The organism is Buchnera aphidicola (Diuraphis noxia) (genome assembly GCF_001700895.1).
GTDB classification, from domain to species: Bacteria; Pseudomonadota; Gammaproteobacteria; order Enterobacterales; family Enterobacteriaceae; genus Buchnera; species Buchnera aphidicola_D.
Window position 1 is genome coordinate 198,020 of record NZ_CP013259.1, and the last position, 15,787, is coordinate 213,806.

At 25.2% G+C, this 15,787-nt stretch carries 16 protein-coding genes, 1 other RNA gene and 1 pseudogene; 8 read left to right on the forward strand and 10 right to left on the reverse strand.

All coding sequences use genetic code 11. The features are described 5' to 3' along the window. Positions 1-88: 88 nt before the first annotated feature. Positions 89-682 (reverse strand): peroxiredoxin, encoded by a 594-nt coding sequence (locus ATN01_RS00920; RefSeq protein WP_075433234.1) that lies wholly within the window; start codon positions 680-682, stop codon positions 89-91. A 125-nt stretch (positions 683-807) separates the two neighbouring features. Between ATN01_RS00920 and ung the strand changes: the two are divergent. Beyond that, positions 808-1,472, forward strand: a pseudogene (ung, locus tag ATN01_RS00925) (uracil-DNA glycosylase). A gap of 80 nt (positions 1,473-1,552) precedes the next feature. Here the strand turns inward: ung and grpE are convergent. Next, entirely contained in the window at positions 1,553-2,089 is a 537-nt protein-coding gene (grpE, locus tag ATN01_RS00930) for a nucleotide exchange factor GrpE (protein ID WP_075433235.1), read from the reverse strand. Between the two features lie 125 nt (positions 2,090-2,214). Here grpE and nadK point away from each other — a divergent pair, with 125 nt between their 5' ends. Both nadK and bamE read left to right on the forward strand, forming a co-directional pair. Then, the gene (gene nadK, locus ATN01_RS00935; protein WP_075433236.1) at positions 2,215-3,093 is read left to right on the forward strand and encodes an NAD(+) kinase; all 879 of its coding nucleotides are present in this window, start codon (positions 2,215-2,217) and stop codon (positions 3,091-3,093) included. 65 nt (positions 3,094-3,158) lie between these two features. Further along, complete coding sequence (gene bamE, locus ATN01_RS00940; RefSeq protein ID WP_075433237.1) at positions 3,159-3,473, forward strand: outer membrane protein assembly factor BamE domain-containing protein; 315 nt, start codon at positions 3,159-3,161, stop codon at positions 3,471-3,473. A gap of 23 nt (positions 3,474-3,496) precedes the next feature. On the opposite strand, the gene ssrA is transcribed toward bamE, so the two are convergent. Continuing rightward, positions 3,497-3,863: a transfer-messenger RNA gene (ssrA, locus tag ATN01_RS00945) on the reverse strand. Between the two features lie 115 nt (positions 3,864-3,978). Here ssrA and grxD point away from each other — a divergent pair. Continuing rightward, positions 3,979-4,305: a Grx4 family monothiol glutaredoxin gene (gene grxD / locus ATN01_RS00950; protein ID WP_075433238.1), complete on the forward strand. Its 327-nt coding sequence runs from the start codon at positions 3,979-3,981 to the stop codon at positions 4,303-4,305. A 136-nt stretch (positions 4,306-4,441) separates the two neighbouring features. On the opposite strand, the gene rnt is transcribed toward grxD, so the two are convergent. Then, positions 4,442-5,089, reverse strand: a complete 648-nt coding sequence (gene rnt, locus ATN01_RS00955; protein WP_075433239.1) for a ribonuclease T — start codon at positions 5,087-5,089, stop codon at positions 4,442-4,444. A gap of 349 nt (positions 5,090-5,438) precedes the next feature. Here rnt and ATN01_RS00960 point away from each other — a divergent pair, with 349 nt between their 5' ends. The 3 genes from ATN01_RS00960 (at position 5,439) to ychF (ending at position 7,850) form a co-directional block, all read left to right on the forward strand. Then, positions 5,439-6,050: a Fe-Mn family superoxide dismutase gene (locus tag ATN01_RS00960; protein ID WP_075433240.1), complete on the forward strand. Its 612-nt coding sequence runs from the start codon at positions 5,439-5,441 to the stop codon at positions 6,048-6,050. A 137-nt stretch (positions 6,051-6,187) separates the two neighbouring features. Then, a complete protein-coding gene (gene pth, locus ATN01_RS00965) occupies positions 6,188-6,721 on the forward strand; it encodes an aminoacyl-tRNA hydrolase (protein ID WP_082248327.1) in 534 nt (177 codons plus the stop codon). 40 nt (positions 6,722-6,761) lie between these two features. Next, complete coding sequence (ychF, locus tag ATN01_RS00970) at positions 6,762-7,850, forward strand: redox-regulated ATPase YchF (RefSeq protein ID WP_075433242.1); 1,089 nt, start codon at positions 6,762-6,764, stop codon at positions 7,848-7,850. A 59-nt stretch (positions 7,851-7,909) separates the two neighbouring features. On the opposite strand, the gene thrC is transcribed toward ychF, so the two are convergent. The 3 genes from thrC to thrA are packed head-to-tail and all read right to left on the reverse strand — an operon-like array spanning position 7,910 to position 12,600. After that, entirely contained in the window at positions 7,910-9,199 is a 1,290-nt protein-coding gene (gene thrC / locus ATN01_RS00975; RefSeq protein WP_075433243.1) for a threonine synthase, read from the reverse strand. Between the two features lie 3 nt (positions 9,200-9,202). Continuing rightward, positions 9,203-10,132, reverse strand: a complete 930-nt coding sequence (thrB, locus tag ATN01_RS00980; protein WP_075433244.1) for a homoserine kinase — start codon at positions 10,130-10,132, stop codon at positions 9,203-9,205. A 20-nt stretch (positions 10,133-10,152) separates the two neighbouring features. Next, on the reverse strand, positions 10,153-12,600 hold the full coding sequence (gene thrA / locus ATN01_RS00985; RefSeq protein WP_075433245.1) for a bifunctional aspartate kinase/homoserine dehydrogenase I: 2,448 nt from the start codon (positions 12,598-12,600) through the stop codon (positions 10,153-10,155). A 344-nt stretch (positions 12,601-12,944) separates the two neighbouring features. Between thrA and hpt the strand changes: the two genes are divergently transcribed. Continuing rightward, positions 12,945-13,478 carry a hypoxanthine phosphoribosyltransferase gene (hpt, locus tag ATN01_RS00990; RefSeq protein ID WP_075433246.1) on the forward strand — a complete coding sequence of 178 codons (534 nt, stop codon included), beginning with the start codon at positions 12,945-12,947 and terminating at the stop codon, positions 13,476-13,478. 15 nt (positions 13,479-13,493) lie between these two features. Here the strand turns inward: hpt and panC are convergent, their stop codons facing one another. The 3 genes from panC to dksA form a co-directional block, all read right to left on the reverse strand. Next, positions 13,494-14,342 (reverse strand): pantoate--beta-alanine ligase, encoded by an 849-nt coding sequence (gene panC / locus ATN01_RS00995; RefSeq protein WP_075433247.1) that lies wholly within the window; start codon positions 14,340-14,342, stop codon positions 13,494-13,496. A gap of 18 nt (positions 14,343-14,360) precedes the next feature. Further along, entirely contained in the window at positions 14,361-15,152 is a 792-nt protein-coding gene (panB, locus tag ATN01_RS01000; protein WP_075433248.1) for a 3-methyl-2-oxobutanoate hydroxymethyltransferase, read from the reverse strand. 126 nt (positions 15,153-15,278) lie between these two features. After that, the gene (dksA, locus tag ATN01_RS01005) at positions 15,279-15,734 is read right to left on the reverse strand and encodes an RNA polymerase-binding protein DksA (protein ID WP_075433249.1); all 456 of its coding nucleotides are present in this window, start codon (positions 15,732-15,734) and stop codon (positions 15,279-15,281) included. Between the last annotated feature and the right edge of the window lie 53 nt (positions 15,735-15,787).

Consider the following 15,787-nt stretch of genomic DNA (forward strand, 5'->3'; position numbering starts at 1 on the left):
ATATTAATATATTAGAATTCATAATTCTAGGTATTTTTTTGTTAAAAATAAAGCCAGCATAAAATATTTTTTGCTGACTTTAATTTTTTTAATATTTTTTACTTAAATATTCAGAAACACCTTGTATAGAAGGTGTCATTCCATTCTCACCGTTTTTCCAATTAGCAGGGCATACTTCACCATTTTTATTATGAAAATCTATAGCATCAACCATACGTATTATTTCTTTGATATTTCTTCCAAATGGCAGATCGTTGACAACTTGATGACGTATAATCCAGTTTGCATCAATTAAAAATGAAGCTCTTAACGCTACACCAAGAACAGGATGTTCAATACCATAAAGTTTCTGAATATTTCGTTTAATATCAGATACCATAGGGAAATTAATTTTTCCAATTCCACCATTTTTAGGTAACGTATTTTTCCAAGCTTGATGAACAAAAACACTATCAATTGAAACACCAACAATTTTTGTATTTCTTTTTTTCAATTCTAGGTAAATATTATTAAATTCTATAATTTCAGATGGACATACAAAGGTAAAATCCATAGGCCAGAAAAATAATATTAATGATTGTTGATTAGCATATTTTTTCAGATCAAATGTTTCAATAATTTGATTATTTTTTAGAATTGCTGGGGCTATAAAATTTGGAGCTTCTTTTGTAACTAAAACCATTTTTTTTCCTATAATTTTTTTTGAATAAAAAGAATGTGTTGTTTAAAAAAACTATTTCAACAATAAAAAAAATATTTTTAAAAAACAAGTTTTATTTATAAAAAAACATTAGAGAGAAGTTAACAATGAATGAAAAATTATCTTGGAAAGATCTTTTATCTCAAGAAAAAAAAAATATTTTATTAACATAATAAAATTCTTGAAAAAAGAACGTTTAAGAAAAACGATTTATCCTCAACAAAAAGAGATCTTTAATGCTTTTTTATTAACTCCATTTCATAATATTAAGGTTGTGATTTTAGGTCAAGATCCATACTTTTCTAAAAATCAAGCACATGGTTTGTCTTTTTCTGTTCCTTATGGTTGTATTATACCACCTTCTTTACGAAATATATATAAAGAGTTAAATAGTGATTTTAAAAAAAATTATTTATTTAATCATGGGTGTCTTAATAATTGGGCTACACAAGGTGTTTTTTTATTAAATACAAGTTTAACGGTGGAGTCAAATAAACCAAGATCTCATGTTAATATAGGATGGAATATTTTTACTGATAGAGTTATTTCTATGATTAGTTTATATAAACGCTCTATAGTTTTTTTGCTTTGGGGCAATGATGCACAAAAAAAAATCAATTTGATAAATACTAAAAATCATTATATTTTAAAAACGTCTCATCCTTCTCCATTATCAGCTTATCGTGGATTCTTTGGTTGTAAACATTTTTCTTTAACTAATAAAATTTTAAATAAAGAAAAAAAACAACCGATTAATTGGTTTGTAATTTAAAAATAGAAAAAAATTTTAGAATTTTTTCTATTCTTAAATAATATAAAATTTTTTTATGTGATTTTTTTTAAAATAAAACATTATTCTTTAGAAATTATTACTTTGGCTTTTCGTAATATTGTTTTGTTTAAACTAAATCCCTTTTTATCTACAAAAATAATATGATTAGGCGGTGTTGTATTAGATTTTTCTAAGCGAATTGCATCATGAATATTAGGATTAAAAAGTTCTTTTTCCTGTCCTTCGATTTTTACATCTAAATTGAACAACGTATTTAAAAAAGATTTTAACGTCAATTGAATTCCTTCTATTAATGGTTCATTTTTACTGTCTAATTTATTAGATAATTGTACAATACTTTCAAGAGAATCGATTATAGGAATGATTGTTTTTAAAAATTTTTCTATTTGTTCTTTTTTTATTGTATTTATTGTTTCTGTTGTATTTTTTTTTATATTTTCTATATGTGCTAATTTTCGCAATTCAATTTCATTTATTTTTTTTTCATTTTTTAATATTTGAGACTTTAAGTTATGAATTTTTTTATTATCATTTTCTATGTTTTCTTTTTCTTCTTCTGCTATATTAGCATTTAAATTATTTGTTTGATTATCCATAAAGTTTACCAATTTAAATATTATTAATCACTAATTGATTATAAGGTTTATAATTAATCTTTCAAGGTCATTTATTGTTATATTATAATATAATATACATTATTTTTGTTAGGAATTTTTGTCTAATGAAGCAATATTTCACTTATATTGGTATTGTTGGATATCCCCGTCATGAGAGTGCATTAATAACACATAAGATACTTTATAAGTGGTTAGTAAAAAATGGTTATAAAGTTTTTATTGAATGTACTGTTGCTAGAGCATTAAATTTAAATAACGCTGATACTGCTACATTAATAGAAATTGGTCAATCTTGTGATTTAGCAATTGTTATAGGAGGAGATGGAAATTTATTATGTGCAGCACGTGTGTTATCTATTTATAATATTAAAATTATTGGGATTAATCGTGGTAATTTAGGTTTTCTGACTGATTTAAATCCTGATACCGGTTTAAAAAAGTTATCGGAAGTATTATCTGGAAATTATTTTTTAGAAAATCGTTTTTTATTAGATGCGCAAGTATGTCAAAAAAAAAATATTTCTAAATCTAGTATAGCAATAAATGAAGTAGTTTTGCATACGAAACATTTAGCTCATATGATAGAATTTGAAGTTTACATTGATGATAAATTTTCTTTTTCACAACGTGCAGACGGACTAATTATTTCAACGCCCACTGGTTCTACTGGTTATTCATTATCGGCAGGTGGTCCAATTATAGCTACATCTTTAGATGCTATGGTTTTAGTTCCGATGTTTCCTCATACCTTATCTGCTCGTCCATTAGTGATACACAGTGACAGTATCATTTGTTTAAAATTTTCTAAAGTAGAAACTAATTTAAAAATCAGTTGTGATAGTCAAATAGTTTTAACTATTAAAAAAGGTGAATGTGTTTTTATTCGTCGAAGTAGTTTTTATTTAAGACTTGTACATCCTAAAAGTTACAATTATTTTCAAACGTTAACTTCAAAATTAAATTGGTCTAAAAAGTTTTTTTAAAATATTTTATATATATTACAGAAAAGAATTTTTTTTTACATATTAAATTGTAATAGGGTATTATAATGAGACATTATAAAATAATACTATTTATTCTTATTTTTTTTTCTGGTTGTTCATTGTTAGAGAGAAGTGAAGAGCATTTGAATTGTTCAAACAAGATTTATTTTAATCAAAATTATTTAAATAAAAATTATATTGGAATGACAAAAAAACAAATCATTTATATGTTTGGAATTCCAATTATTTCTGATTCTTTTGAAGACGTTTATCATTATTATTTTTGTAATGAAACAGATAGAAATGTTTTTCATAAAATAATATTAAGTTTATACTTTCAAGGTAACAAAGTGATAAGTTTTAAGTTTGATGAAATCTAATATGTCTCAAAAAAATATAATTTTTGGAGCTGGCGGGATTTGAACCCGCGTCCAAAATGTCTACAAAAATAAAGTACTACATGCTTAGTTTTTTATTTTTTAGATTCGTATCCCAATTTGAAAAAACCCATTTTGGGTATATAGCTTGAAAATTATGACGTGTCATCGTCAAGCTCGATTTTCACGTTTTTCTCTTTTTTGACCTTTCTATAGACCCTTGTCTTAAGAGAAGAAGCTAAGGAGAAAGGGCTTTATGCAGTTTTTTAAGCTGCTAAAGCGTAGTGTTGTTTATTTTTTGCAGCTATTTTTTTACGGCTTTTATCGAGGCAAACCGTTCCTCGGCATGCACTTTATTTAGTAAATAATTTTGTCAAATCCAAAAACAGCCCCATTTTTATGTGACTATTATTACAAAAAAAAAGCAATTTGTCTATTAATTCTTTAAATGTATATTTAAAAATATTTTATTTAATAATTTTACGTAAATTTTAAAAATGGAAAAGATATGAATATTACTCAAAAGATAGAAAAACAAATCAAAAATAATATTATTATAATTTATATGAAAGGAACACCTCAATCTCCTAGCTGTGGATTTTCCGCTCAAGCAGTTCAAGCTTTATCATCGTGTGGTGAAAAATTTGCTTATGTAGATGTTTTAGAAAATTCAGATATAAGAAATGAATTACCAAAATATTCGAATTGGCCAACGTTTCCGCAATTATGGGTAGATGGTGAATTGATTGGAGGTTGTAGCATTATTCTCGATATGTTAGAAAATGGAGCTCTAAAAAAATTAATATCAAATACAGTTAAGAAATATAAAAAATAATAATTTTTAATATATAAAAATATATTATTTGTTAAATTAATATATGACATTACAATAAAGAACATTAATTTTTTTATCTTTAGTTAGTAATGTCATATGTTTCTATTACGTTTTTCATTTATATTTAAATATAAATTTATTTTTTTTTTATTTGATTTAAGGGCCAACCGCCTAAACGTTTCCAACGGTTGACTAATTCACAAAAAAGATTTGCAGTTTGCAATGTATCATACAGTGCAGAATGTGCTTGATTATTATCAAATTTTAAACCAATCGCTTTGCATGCTTTAGCTAAAACTGTTTCACCGACTACTAAACCACTGAGTGCTGCAGTATCAAAAGTTACAAATGGATGAAAAGGATTATTTTTTATTTTTACTCTTTGAATTGCTGCCATTAAAAAATTATGATCGAAATTAGCGTTATGTGCAACAACAATACCTTTACTACATCCTTGTATTTTAATTCCTTGATTTACCATTTCTAATATTGAATTAATTGCTATCTTTTCGCTAATAGCTCCACGTAATGGATTAAAAGGATCAATTTTATTAAAGGCTATTGCATCAGAATTTATTATAGAACCTGCAAATGGTTCTATATGAAAATGTAAAGTATTTTCTTTATGTAGCCATCCTAGCTTATCCATTTTTAGTGTAATTATAGCAATTTCTAATAATGCGTCAGTGTTAGCATTAAATCCTGCAGTTTCAATATCTATAACAACAGGATAAAAACTACGAAATCGATCACTTAATAAATTGAATTCTTGAGTTGTAGACATCAAAATCTCATTTTTTTAAAATACTTTTTGTTTAATTAATTAGTTTTTTATTTTTTTTAAAATATTGATATTTAAAATATTAAAAATCAATATATTATAGAAATATATTAAAAAAGTTTTTTATTGATTTAAAGTTATTACAAAATGTAAAAAGTTCGTAAAAAATAATTTTTTACATTTTTTGTGATTTTAATTTTGGATACTATTTAAATATGTATTAATATATTATAATTATTAGTCGTTATTCAACAAGTGTACTATAATTTTTAGAAATATCTAAATATTAAATAAATGTAATTTTTTATGAATATTATTTTTTATTTTATTTCAATTGTACAAGGAAAATAAGATGAGTTATGTTCTTCCTAATCTGACTTATTCATATAATGCTTTAGAACCTTTTTTTGATGAAAAAACAATGAAAATTCATCATACTAAACATCATCAAAATTATATTAATAACACTAATATTATTTTAAAAAATACAACGTTTTCTTCTTTATCTATTGATGAATTAATTTCAATTTTCAATGAAATTAATTTAGAAAATAAACAGACACTAAAAAATAATGCAGGAGGACATATAAATCATAGTTTTTTTTGGAAAAGTCTAAGAGTAGGAACAGTTTTAACACATGATTTAAAAACAGAAATAGAAAAACAATTTAATACAATTGATAATTTTAAAAAAAAATTTGAAGAAATAGCACTTAATCATTTTGGATCTGGTTGGGTATGGTTGATAAATCAAGATGGTATCTTATCTATAGTATCTACTACGAATCAAGACAATCCTTTAATGGAAAAATCAACGTCTAAATTTTATGGTACTCCGATTATCGGATTAGATATATGGGAACATGCTTATTATTTAAAATATCAAAATAGACGATTAGATTACATTAAAGCATTTTGGAATGTAGTAGATTGGGAAGTAGCATCTGATCGTTTACAAAAATAACTAATTATTTGTTTAGTAAATATTAAAAGTTTTTTTATATATTGTATATCTTTATAAAAACATATAATTTTATATTAATTATATGTTTTTAATATTTTTACCAAAATATTAAGGATATTTTTTTGAATACTATTAAAATGATAGTAGGATTATCTAATCCAAAAAAAGAGTATCATCAAACACGTCACAATGTCGGTTCTTGGTTTGTATACTTATTAGCTCAACGTTATTTAAAAATTTTGAAAGAAGAAAAAAAATTTTTTGGTTTTACTTCTTTTTTAAATATAGAATCGAATTATATTCGATTATTAGTTCCAAATATATTTATGAACTTAAATGGTAAATCAGTGTTTAAAATGGCCTCCTTTTATAATATACATTTAAATGAAATATTGATTGTTCATGATGATTTAGAATTGAATCCTGGCATTGCAAAACTGAAACACAGTTATGGACACAACGGTCACAATGGTCTAAGAAGTATTATTTGTACATTTAAAAAAAAAACTAATTTTCATAGATTTAGAATTGGAATTGGTCGTCCAAGTAGCAAATCTCAAGTTTCTTCTTTTGTTTTGTCAATTCCAGATAAATGTGAAAAATTTTCAATTAAACAATCTATTTTACATGCGATAGAAGAAACTATACATTCATTCATTTTAAAAACTTAATTTTATAAAAATATATTCTATATGTTCAAGGCGTATAAAAATGGGCTTTAAATGCGGTATCGTAGGACTACCTAACATTGGTAAATCTACTTTATTTAATTTGTTAACAAAAGGAAATTCAGCTGTTGCTAATTTTCCATTCTGTACTATTGAACCAAATATAGCTAAGGTTTCTGTCTTAGATGAACGTCTGAATAGACTTGCTAATATTGTTCTTCCAAAAAAGATTATACATGCATCTATAGAATTTATAGATATTGCTGGATTAGTTAAAGGAGCTGCTCAAGGAGAAGGTTTAGGAAACCAATTTTTAAATAATATACGAGAAACAAATGCTATAGCTCATGTTGTACGTTGTTTTCAAGATAATAAAATCAGTCATGTTTATGACGACATTAAACCTGAAAGAGATATAGAAATCATCAATACTGAATTGATATTATCGGATTTAGATGTTTGTGAAAAACATTTGTTAAAGTATAAAAAAAAAACAACATTACGAACTCAAGATGTGCAAAAAAAAATCAATATTTTAGAAAAATGTATTAAACATTTAACACAATGTTTAATGTTAAAAAATCTTAATCTAAATTTAGATGAAAGAAATACTATTAGTTCTTTACGTCTTTTAACCTTGAAACCGACTATGTATATAGCAAATATGAATGAAGAAAAAGAATCTTTGCTTCTTTTAAAAAAAGTATATCATATAGCTAAAAAAGAAAATGCTCCAGTAATTCCAATTTCTGCAAATCTAGAACTAGATTTAATTAAGATGAATGAAATAGAAAAAAAATCTTTTATGAAAGTTTTCAATATAAAAAGTTTAGGTCTAAATAATATTATTTCAGCAGGGTATCAATTGTTAAAATTAATTACTTTTTTTACCGTGGGTAAAAAAGAAATTCGTGCTTGGCCTATTCTTGATGGTAGTACTAGTCTTCAAGCAGCTCATAAAATACATACTGATTTTAGTAAAGGTTTTATTAGAGTGCAAATTATTAAATATAACGATTTTATAAAATATAAAAACGAAGTAAAAATAAGAGAACTTGGAAAGTGTACAAAAGAAGGAAAAAATTATAAAATAGAAGATGGTGATATCGTACATTTTCTTTTTAATGTGTAAAAATCTTGATTTTAGATTGTATTTTTAGAGAGGAACAATTATTAATCCTCTCTATTTTTTTATTTTTCTATTAAAAATTGTTTTAACTTTTTAAAATCAGGATTAATATTATAAGATAATAATGGTAAATTAATTCGATTGTTTAATTCATTAGGTAATAAAATTTTATTTTTGATTATTGTTTCTACAGTATTTTTAAATTTAGCTGGATGTGCAGTTCCTAAAAATAATCCAAATTCATCTTTTTTTAATTGATTTCGTAATAATCGAAATGCAATTGCAGCATGAGGTTCAGAAACATAACCTAATTGAAAAAGTTCTTTTAATGTTTCTTTTGTAACACTATCTGATACACTACCAAATCTAAGTTCTTTTAAATTCCATTTTTTTCGATTAAATAATTCTTCTATTCTAGTCCAATTATTAGGTTGACTAATATCCATTGCATTAGATATTGTAGATACAGTTTTTTTTGGATTCCATTGACCATCTTTAAGAAACCTTGGCACTGTATCATTATCATTAGTACATGCTATGAATGATTTAATTGGTAAACCAAGAGATTTAGCTAGTAACCCGGCAGTTAAATTACCAAAATTACCACATGGGACTGCTATCACTAAATTATTTCTTTTTTCTTTAGGAATTAAAGAAAATGCTTCAAAGTAATAACATATTTGAGCTAATAATCGACTAATATTTATAGAATTAGCTGAATTTAATCCTATCGATTCTTTTAATTTTTTATCATTAAATGCTTCTTTCACTAAGTTTTGACAATCATCAAAACTGCCGTTAATTGATATGGTTTTAATATTTTTCCCTAAAGTACAAAATAATTTTTCTTGTAATTCACTGATTTTTCCTTTTGGATATAAAATAATTACTCTAACATTTTTCATTTTATAAAATGCATGTGCTACTGCTGCACCTGTATCACCTGATGTGGCAGTTAAAATAGTAACAGATTCATTATTTTTATTAATTGACAGTATCATTTGTGCCATAAAGCGTGCGCCAAAATCTTTAAATGCTAATGTTGGACCATGAAATAATTCAAAACAATGTATGTTGTTGGTAATTTTGACTTTTACTGGCTGTTTAAATGAAAAAGCTGTTTTTACATTTTTATATAATTCTTCTTTAGAAATTTCATTATAAATAAATCTAGAAAGTATTTCAGTACTACGTGTAATAAAATCCATTTTTAATATTTCTGATAATTGTATGTTATTAATAACAGGTAATTCTACTGGAAAAAACAATCCTTGTTTTTGTCCTAGTCCTAATTTTACAGCTGTAGAAAAATTAACTTTTTCATTATGATTTTTTAAATTATAAAGTTTCATTTTTTATCCTATTTTACGTGCACCTTGCATATCTAAAAAACAAATATGAACGAACCCTGTTTCATTTTTTAAATAATATTTTTTCAACCATAAAGATATTTTTTGAGCTATTTTTATGTTATCCGAAATCGCGAAAATAGTAGGTCCTGATCCTGATATTCCACAGCTTATAGCTCCGATTTTTTTTATTTTTTCTTTGGTTTTTAAAAAATTAGGTAGCAATTTCATACGATATGGTTCTGCAATAAAATCTTGTATTAATCTAGCTGCTAAATTAGGTTGTTGACTATATGAGGCATGAATAAATCCAGCTAAATAACGACTATTCTTAATACAAATGTTTTTTTTATATTGTTTAGGTAATATTTTTCTTGCTGCTGCAGTAGATACTTTAAACCCTGGCCAAGCTATTACCCAAAACCAATGTTTAAAACTTGGTATTTTTTGGCTGATGATTTCAGTATCTTCTAATATCAGTTGTAAACCTCCTAAATAAGATGGAGCCACATTATCATAGTGTATCTCACCAGATATTTCACCTTCTATTTGACCCATTAATACTAATAATTCTTTAGAATTTAAAGGTTTATTACAAAATTCATTTATTGCTACTAATGTAGCAACAATAGAACATGCACTAGAACCTAATCCTGATCCAATAGGCATATTCTTTTCAAGAACAATAGATACTGGGATGTTTTTTTTTACAACTTTACAAAATTTTGACCAGCATTTCCAAACAATATTTTCTTCAGTCTTTTTAGGTAATTTACTAGAAAAAAGACCTTTATTAACTAATTGAAATTTATTTGATGGTTCTATTGTTATAAGATCACCTAATAGAGTTTCATTTATAGGTGTGATTGCTGCACCTAAAATATCAAATCCTACTCCAACATTACCAATAGAAGCTGGTGCATAAATTTTAATCATTGGTTCTATGTTCCTGACGTTTATGATAGTATGCGCAGTAAATCGGAAAACACTCCAGATGCTGTAACGTTATTACCAGCGCCATAACCTCTTAATACAAGAGGAATCGATTGATAATAATTAGTATAAAATGCTAATGCGTTTTCACCATTTTTTATTTTATATAATGGATCGTTTACATTTACTTCTTCAAGCTTTATGAAACATTCTCCTGTTTCTTCTATAGTTCCTACATAACGTAATACATTTCCAGAATCAAGAGCTTTGTTAATTAGTTGTAAAAAATGTGCATCTAATTTTTTTAATTCTACTAAGAATTTGTTTACATCTTTATGTTTTTTAAATGTAATCGGTAATAACGGTTCGATTTTTATGTTTTTTAATTCTATTTTATGTCCAGCTTCACGTGCTAAAATTAGTAGTTTTCTAGCTACATCTATACCAGATAAATCATCACATGGGTTAGGTTCAGTAAAACCTAATTTTCTAGCTTCTTGAGTAGCTTTTGATAATAAAACTCCTTCTTCAAGTTTTCCAAAAATAAAAGATAAAGATCCAGATAATATACCTTTAAAACGAATAAGTTTATCACCTGTTTTAAATAAATTTTGAATTGTTTCTATAACTGGTAGTCCCGCTCCAACATTAGTTTCATATAAAAATTTTTTATTTGTTTTAGAAACTGCATTTCTTATTTCTTGATAGTATTCCCATTTACTAGTATTTGCTTTTTTATTAGAAGCTATTATATGAAATCCACTATATAAAAAATTTATATATTGTTCCGATAGTAATTCATCAGATGTGCAATCAATAATCACTGAGTTTGTACAACAGTGATTTTGTATTATATTATTTAATTTTTTTATATTAAATTCTTCTGTTGTTTTTTGGAAATCTTTTTCCCAATGTAATAAATCAATTGTATCATTTGAAATTAATATTTTTTTAGAGTTAGCAATAATACGAATCTTGATTTCTATATTGTTTATATTTAAAAATGTGTGTTGTCTGAGTATTTGTTTTAATAAAGTACCACCTACACCACCTATTCCAATTAAAAATACATGAATAATTTTTTTATTATAAAACAATATGTCATGTACGTTTCTAACTGCATTTAAAATATTTTTTGTTTTAATGACTACAGAAATAGAATGTTTGGACGATCCTTGTGCAATTGCTAAAACATTAATTTTCGAATTACCTAAAGAAGAAAAAATTTTTGATGCAATATTATTTTTTTTATAAATATCTGATCCCACTACAGATAAAATAGATAAATTTTTTGTAACTTTAAAAGGTTTTAATAGGCAATTTTTTAATTCTAATTGCAATTCTTTATTTAAAGAAGATAAAGCTAGATTAGTTTTATCTTTTAAAATACAAAAATTAATTTTGTTTTGAGAAGATGATTGAGTAATTAATATTATTTTAATATTATTTTGTGACATAATATTAAGTATACGTGAAATAATATTGTTCATTTTTTTTGTCAACAATACAGATACGTGTAACATCATTATATGATCGAGATGAGTAACTCCCTTTAAACGTTTTTCTTTTGAAAAATTACTAGAACAAATGACAGTACCAGAAGAGTTAGGATTATTAGTATTTTTTATAACGCAAGGAATTTTAAATTTAGCAATTGGTTCAATCGTACGAGGATGAAGTACCTTTGCGCCGAAATAAGATAATTCCATTGCTTCTTTATATGATATTGATTTTAGTAAATACGCGTTAGAGACTTCTCTTGGGTCACATGTAAATACTCCATCAACATCAGTCCAAATTTCACAGATTTTTGCGTTTAAACAGACAGCTAAAACTGCAGCAGAGTAATCTGAACCATTTCGTCCTAATACTGATAATTCTTGTTTTTCATTTCCTGCAATAAATCCAGGCATTAAAATAATATCGTCTTTATCTATAGTCATATTTTCAATACGTTTTTTAGACTCAATTATATTAATAGTAGAATCTAAATAAGTTCCTGAAGATACAAGTTGTTTAATAGGATTAATAACAGTGACATTATAGTTTTTAGATTTCAATATACTTTTCATAATATAGATTGATAGTATTTCTCCGCGAGAAATAATGATTGCACGAATACTATCTGGACATTGTTGTAATAACATTACTCCATGTATTATTTGTTTTAATCGATTAAATTCTTTATTTATGATATTTTTTATTTTTAAAAATGGAAAATTAGATTGTATTTTTGATAAATCTTTTATTAAATTGATAAAAACAGTTTCTGTTAGGTTAATGATGTCTAACGTTTTGTTTTCTTGAGTGATTGTTTCTATAATTGAAACTAAATAATTAGTAATTTTAGCTGGTGCTGAAAGCACAACTGCAGTTTGTTCAGATCGTATATTTTGTTCTATAATATTAGCTACACATAAAAATTTTTTTGCACTAGCTAGTGAGGTACCACCAAATTTTAGTAATTTCATATTTAATTATTCCTTAAATTTATATTATAAAAAAACCCGCTTTAAGCTATGAGCGGGTTTTTAAAATATATCATCTGGCCCCACTTCATAACTAGTTATAACTAGAATAGTTATTCTAGTAAAGAGGCTATAAGTAGACATGAATATTTCTTATTGAATTAATTTTTATAACATAATGATCATTATTAGTGCAATAGTTAAAAAAATAAATATTGAATTTTTATCGGTATTATTCAAAATTCAGTTGTTTATTATTCTGTATGCATTTTAAGTGAAAACCACTATAATTATTTCAAATTTTCAATATAATTAAATTCACGTACATTAAAAATTTCTTTTATATTATGAAACATATTATTAAAGTTATTATTTCAGAAAAAGCACTAGATGCTCGTGTTCGAGAATTAGGTCAAGAAATTACCAAAAAGTATAAAAATAGTACAAATACGATGATATTAATTGCATTGTTACGTGGTTCTTTCGTGTTTATAGCGGATTTGTGTCGTAGGATTGAAATCCAACATGAAATAGATTTTATGACAACCTCTAGTTATGGACGAGGAATAGTATCTAGTGGTGACGTAAAAATCATAAAAGATTTAGATGAAGATATTTATAATAAACACGTATTGATAGTAGAAGATGTCATTGATTCAGGAAAAACCTTAAGTAAGGTGCTAGATATTCTAAAACTTAGAAAACCAAAATCACTATCAATTTGCACTCTTTTAGATAAACCAGAATGTCGTGAAGTGAATATTAATGTTGATTTCATAGGTTTTTCTATTCCAGATGATTTTATTGTAGGTTATGGAATTGATTATGCTCAATCTTACCGATATTTACCATATATAGGAAAAGTAATTTTTGAAAAATAAATAATTTTATGCGACTTAAAAGATTTTTTTATTGTCAATTAAACGAGTTTTTCCCAACCAAACAGAAGCGAGAATAATCATTTTTTTACTATTTTTAGATGATAAATTTAGTGTTTCACGATCGTATAAATTAAATATATCTATTAAAAAACCTTTTTTTATTAAATCTAATTTAGATTGATTAATAATTTCTGCTCTGTTATCTATGTTTTCTTTGATAATTTTTTTTGATGTTTTTCTGATGATTTTATACAAATAAGGTGCTATTTTTTGTTCTTCACAAGTTAAATAATTATTTCTAGAACTTAAAGCGAGTCCATTTTTTAATCGTATTGTAGATAAACTTACTATTTTTACCATATAATTTAATTCTTTTACAAGTTTTTTTATAATTAATAATTGCTGATAATCTTTTTCTCCAAAAAAAGAAAAATTAGGTTGTATTATATTAAAAAATTTTGAAACAATTGTTGTAACACCTACAAAATGTCCAGGACGCGATTCACCTTCTACAATTTTAGATAATATAGGAACGTTAACAAATGTGTGATTTTTAAATCCGTTAGGATAAATTTCATTTATCTCAGGAAAAAAAAGAATATCAATACCAGTATTTCGTAATATTTTACAGTCCTTTTTAAAAGTTTTAGGATAATTTTTTAAATCCAATAAATTATTAAATTGCATTGGATTAATAAAAATACTTACAATAATAATATCTGAATATTTTTGTGATAATAAAATTAATTTTATATGACCATTGTGTAAATTACCCATTGTAGGAACAAATCCTATCTTTTTTTTTGTTTTTTTGAATATTTTTATTTTTTTATGTAAAGTATGTATTTTTTTTATTATATGCATTTATTTTTACTCTATTTCTTAAAAACTATATATTTTATCAGGATATAGACCTGTTTGTACTTCTTTTATGTATTTTTGCACGGCGTTTTGAATACTCCCGTTTTCAGCAAGAAAATTTTTTGAAAATTTAGGTATTTTACCGTCAGTTATCCCTAATAAGTCATGCATGACAAGTATTTGTCCATCAGTACTATTACCTGCTCCTATTCCAATTACGGGTATAGATAAATTTTCTGTTATTTGTTTTGCTAATAGTGCTGGAATACATTCTAAAACAAGCATTCGAATACCCGCTTCTTCTAATAAGAATGCTTCTTCTATTAATTTATTGGCATCTTTTTCATTTTTTCCTTGAACTTTATATCCACTTAAAAAATTAAATGATTGAGGTGTTAATCCTAAATGACCACATACTAATATTGATCTTTCGGATAATTCCTTAATAATAGTGATTAACCATTTCCCTCCTTCTACTTTGATCATGTTTGCCCCAGATTGTATAATTTTAGCTGCATTCTGAATTGCTTGTGTACTTGTAAAATAAGACATAAAAGGTAAATCAGATAATAAAAAAACATTTGGGGCCCCTTTTCTGACTGATTGGGTATGATATTTAATATCTTTAACTGTTACTGGTAATGTAGAATTATGGCCTTGTATAGTCATTCCAAGAGAGTCACCTACAAGTATAACAGGTATCCCTTGATTAGAAAATAATTTAGCGAAACTAAAATCATAAGCTGTGATAGCAGCAATTTTTTTTTTATTTTTTTTCCAAGAGGTTAATTTAGAAATCGTAATGTTTTCCATTTGCACCTTAATTAATTACGTTTTAAACTTTACATTGTAAATATTAATTTATATAGGATACTCGTAATAATTTCAAAAACCGAGTATCCTTATTAAAATGTTTTAATTGTTTTAAAATATTTATGTCTAACCAGTCATTTGTTTTTTCCTAATTTCTGCTAATGTTTTACAATCAATACAAAGATTAGCAGTAGGTCTCGCTTCTAAACGTCGAATACCAATTTCAATACTACAAGAAGTACAGTAACCAAAATCTTTATTTTGTATTTTTTTTAAAGTCATTTCAATTTTTTTAATTAACTTTCGACTGCGATCTCGATTGCGTAACTCTAAGCTGAATTCTTCTTCTTGTGTTGCTCTATCAATGGGATCAGGAAAATTAGTAGCTTTATCTTGTATGTAGAGTAGAGTATGGTTGATTTCAACTTTTAATTGGTTTTTCCATGTTTCAAGAATTTTATGAAAGTGTAACATTTGATCTTCATTCATATATTGTTCGTCTATTTTTTTTTGATACGGTTTTAAACCGGCAATAGAAAGAACATTTAAAGATGATGTTTTTTTATTTTTTTCTTTTTCCATAACTCTCTCCGAGATAATATATGTGCTAAAAATTAAATTTTAAATATGATGTT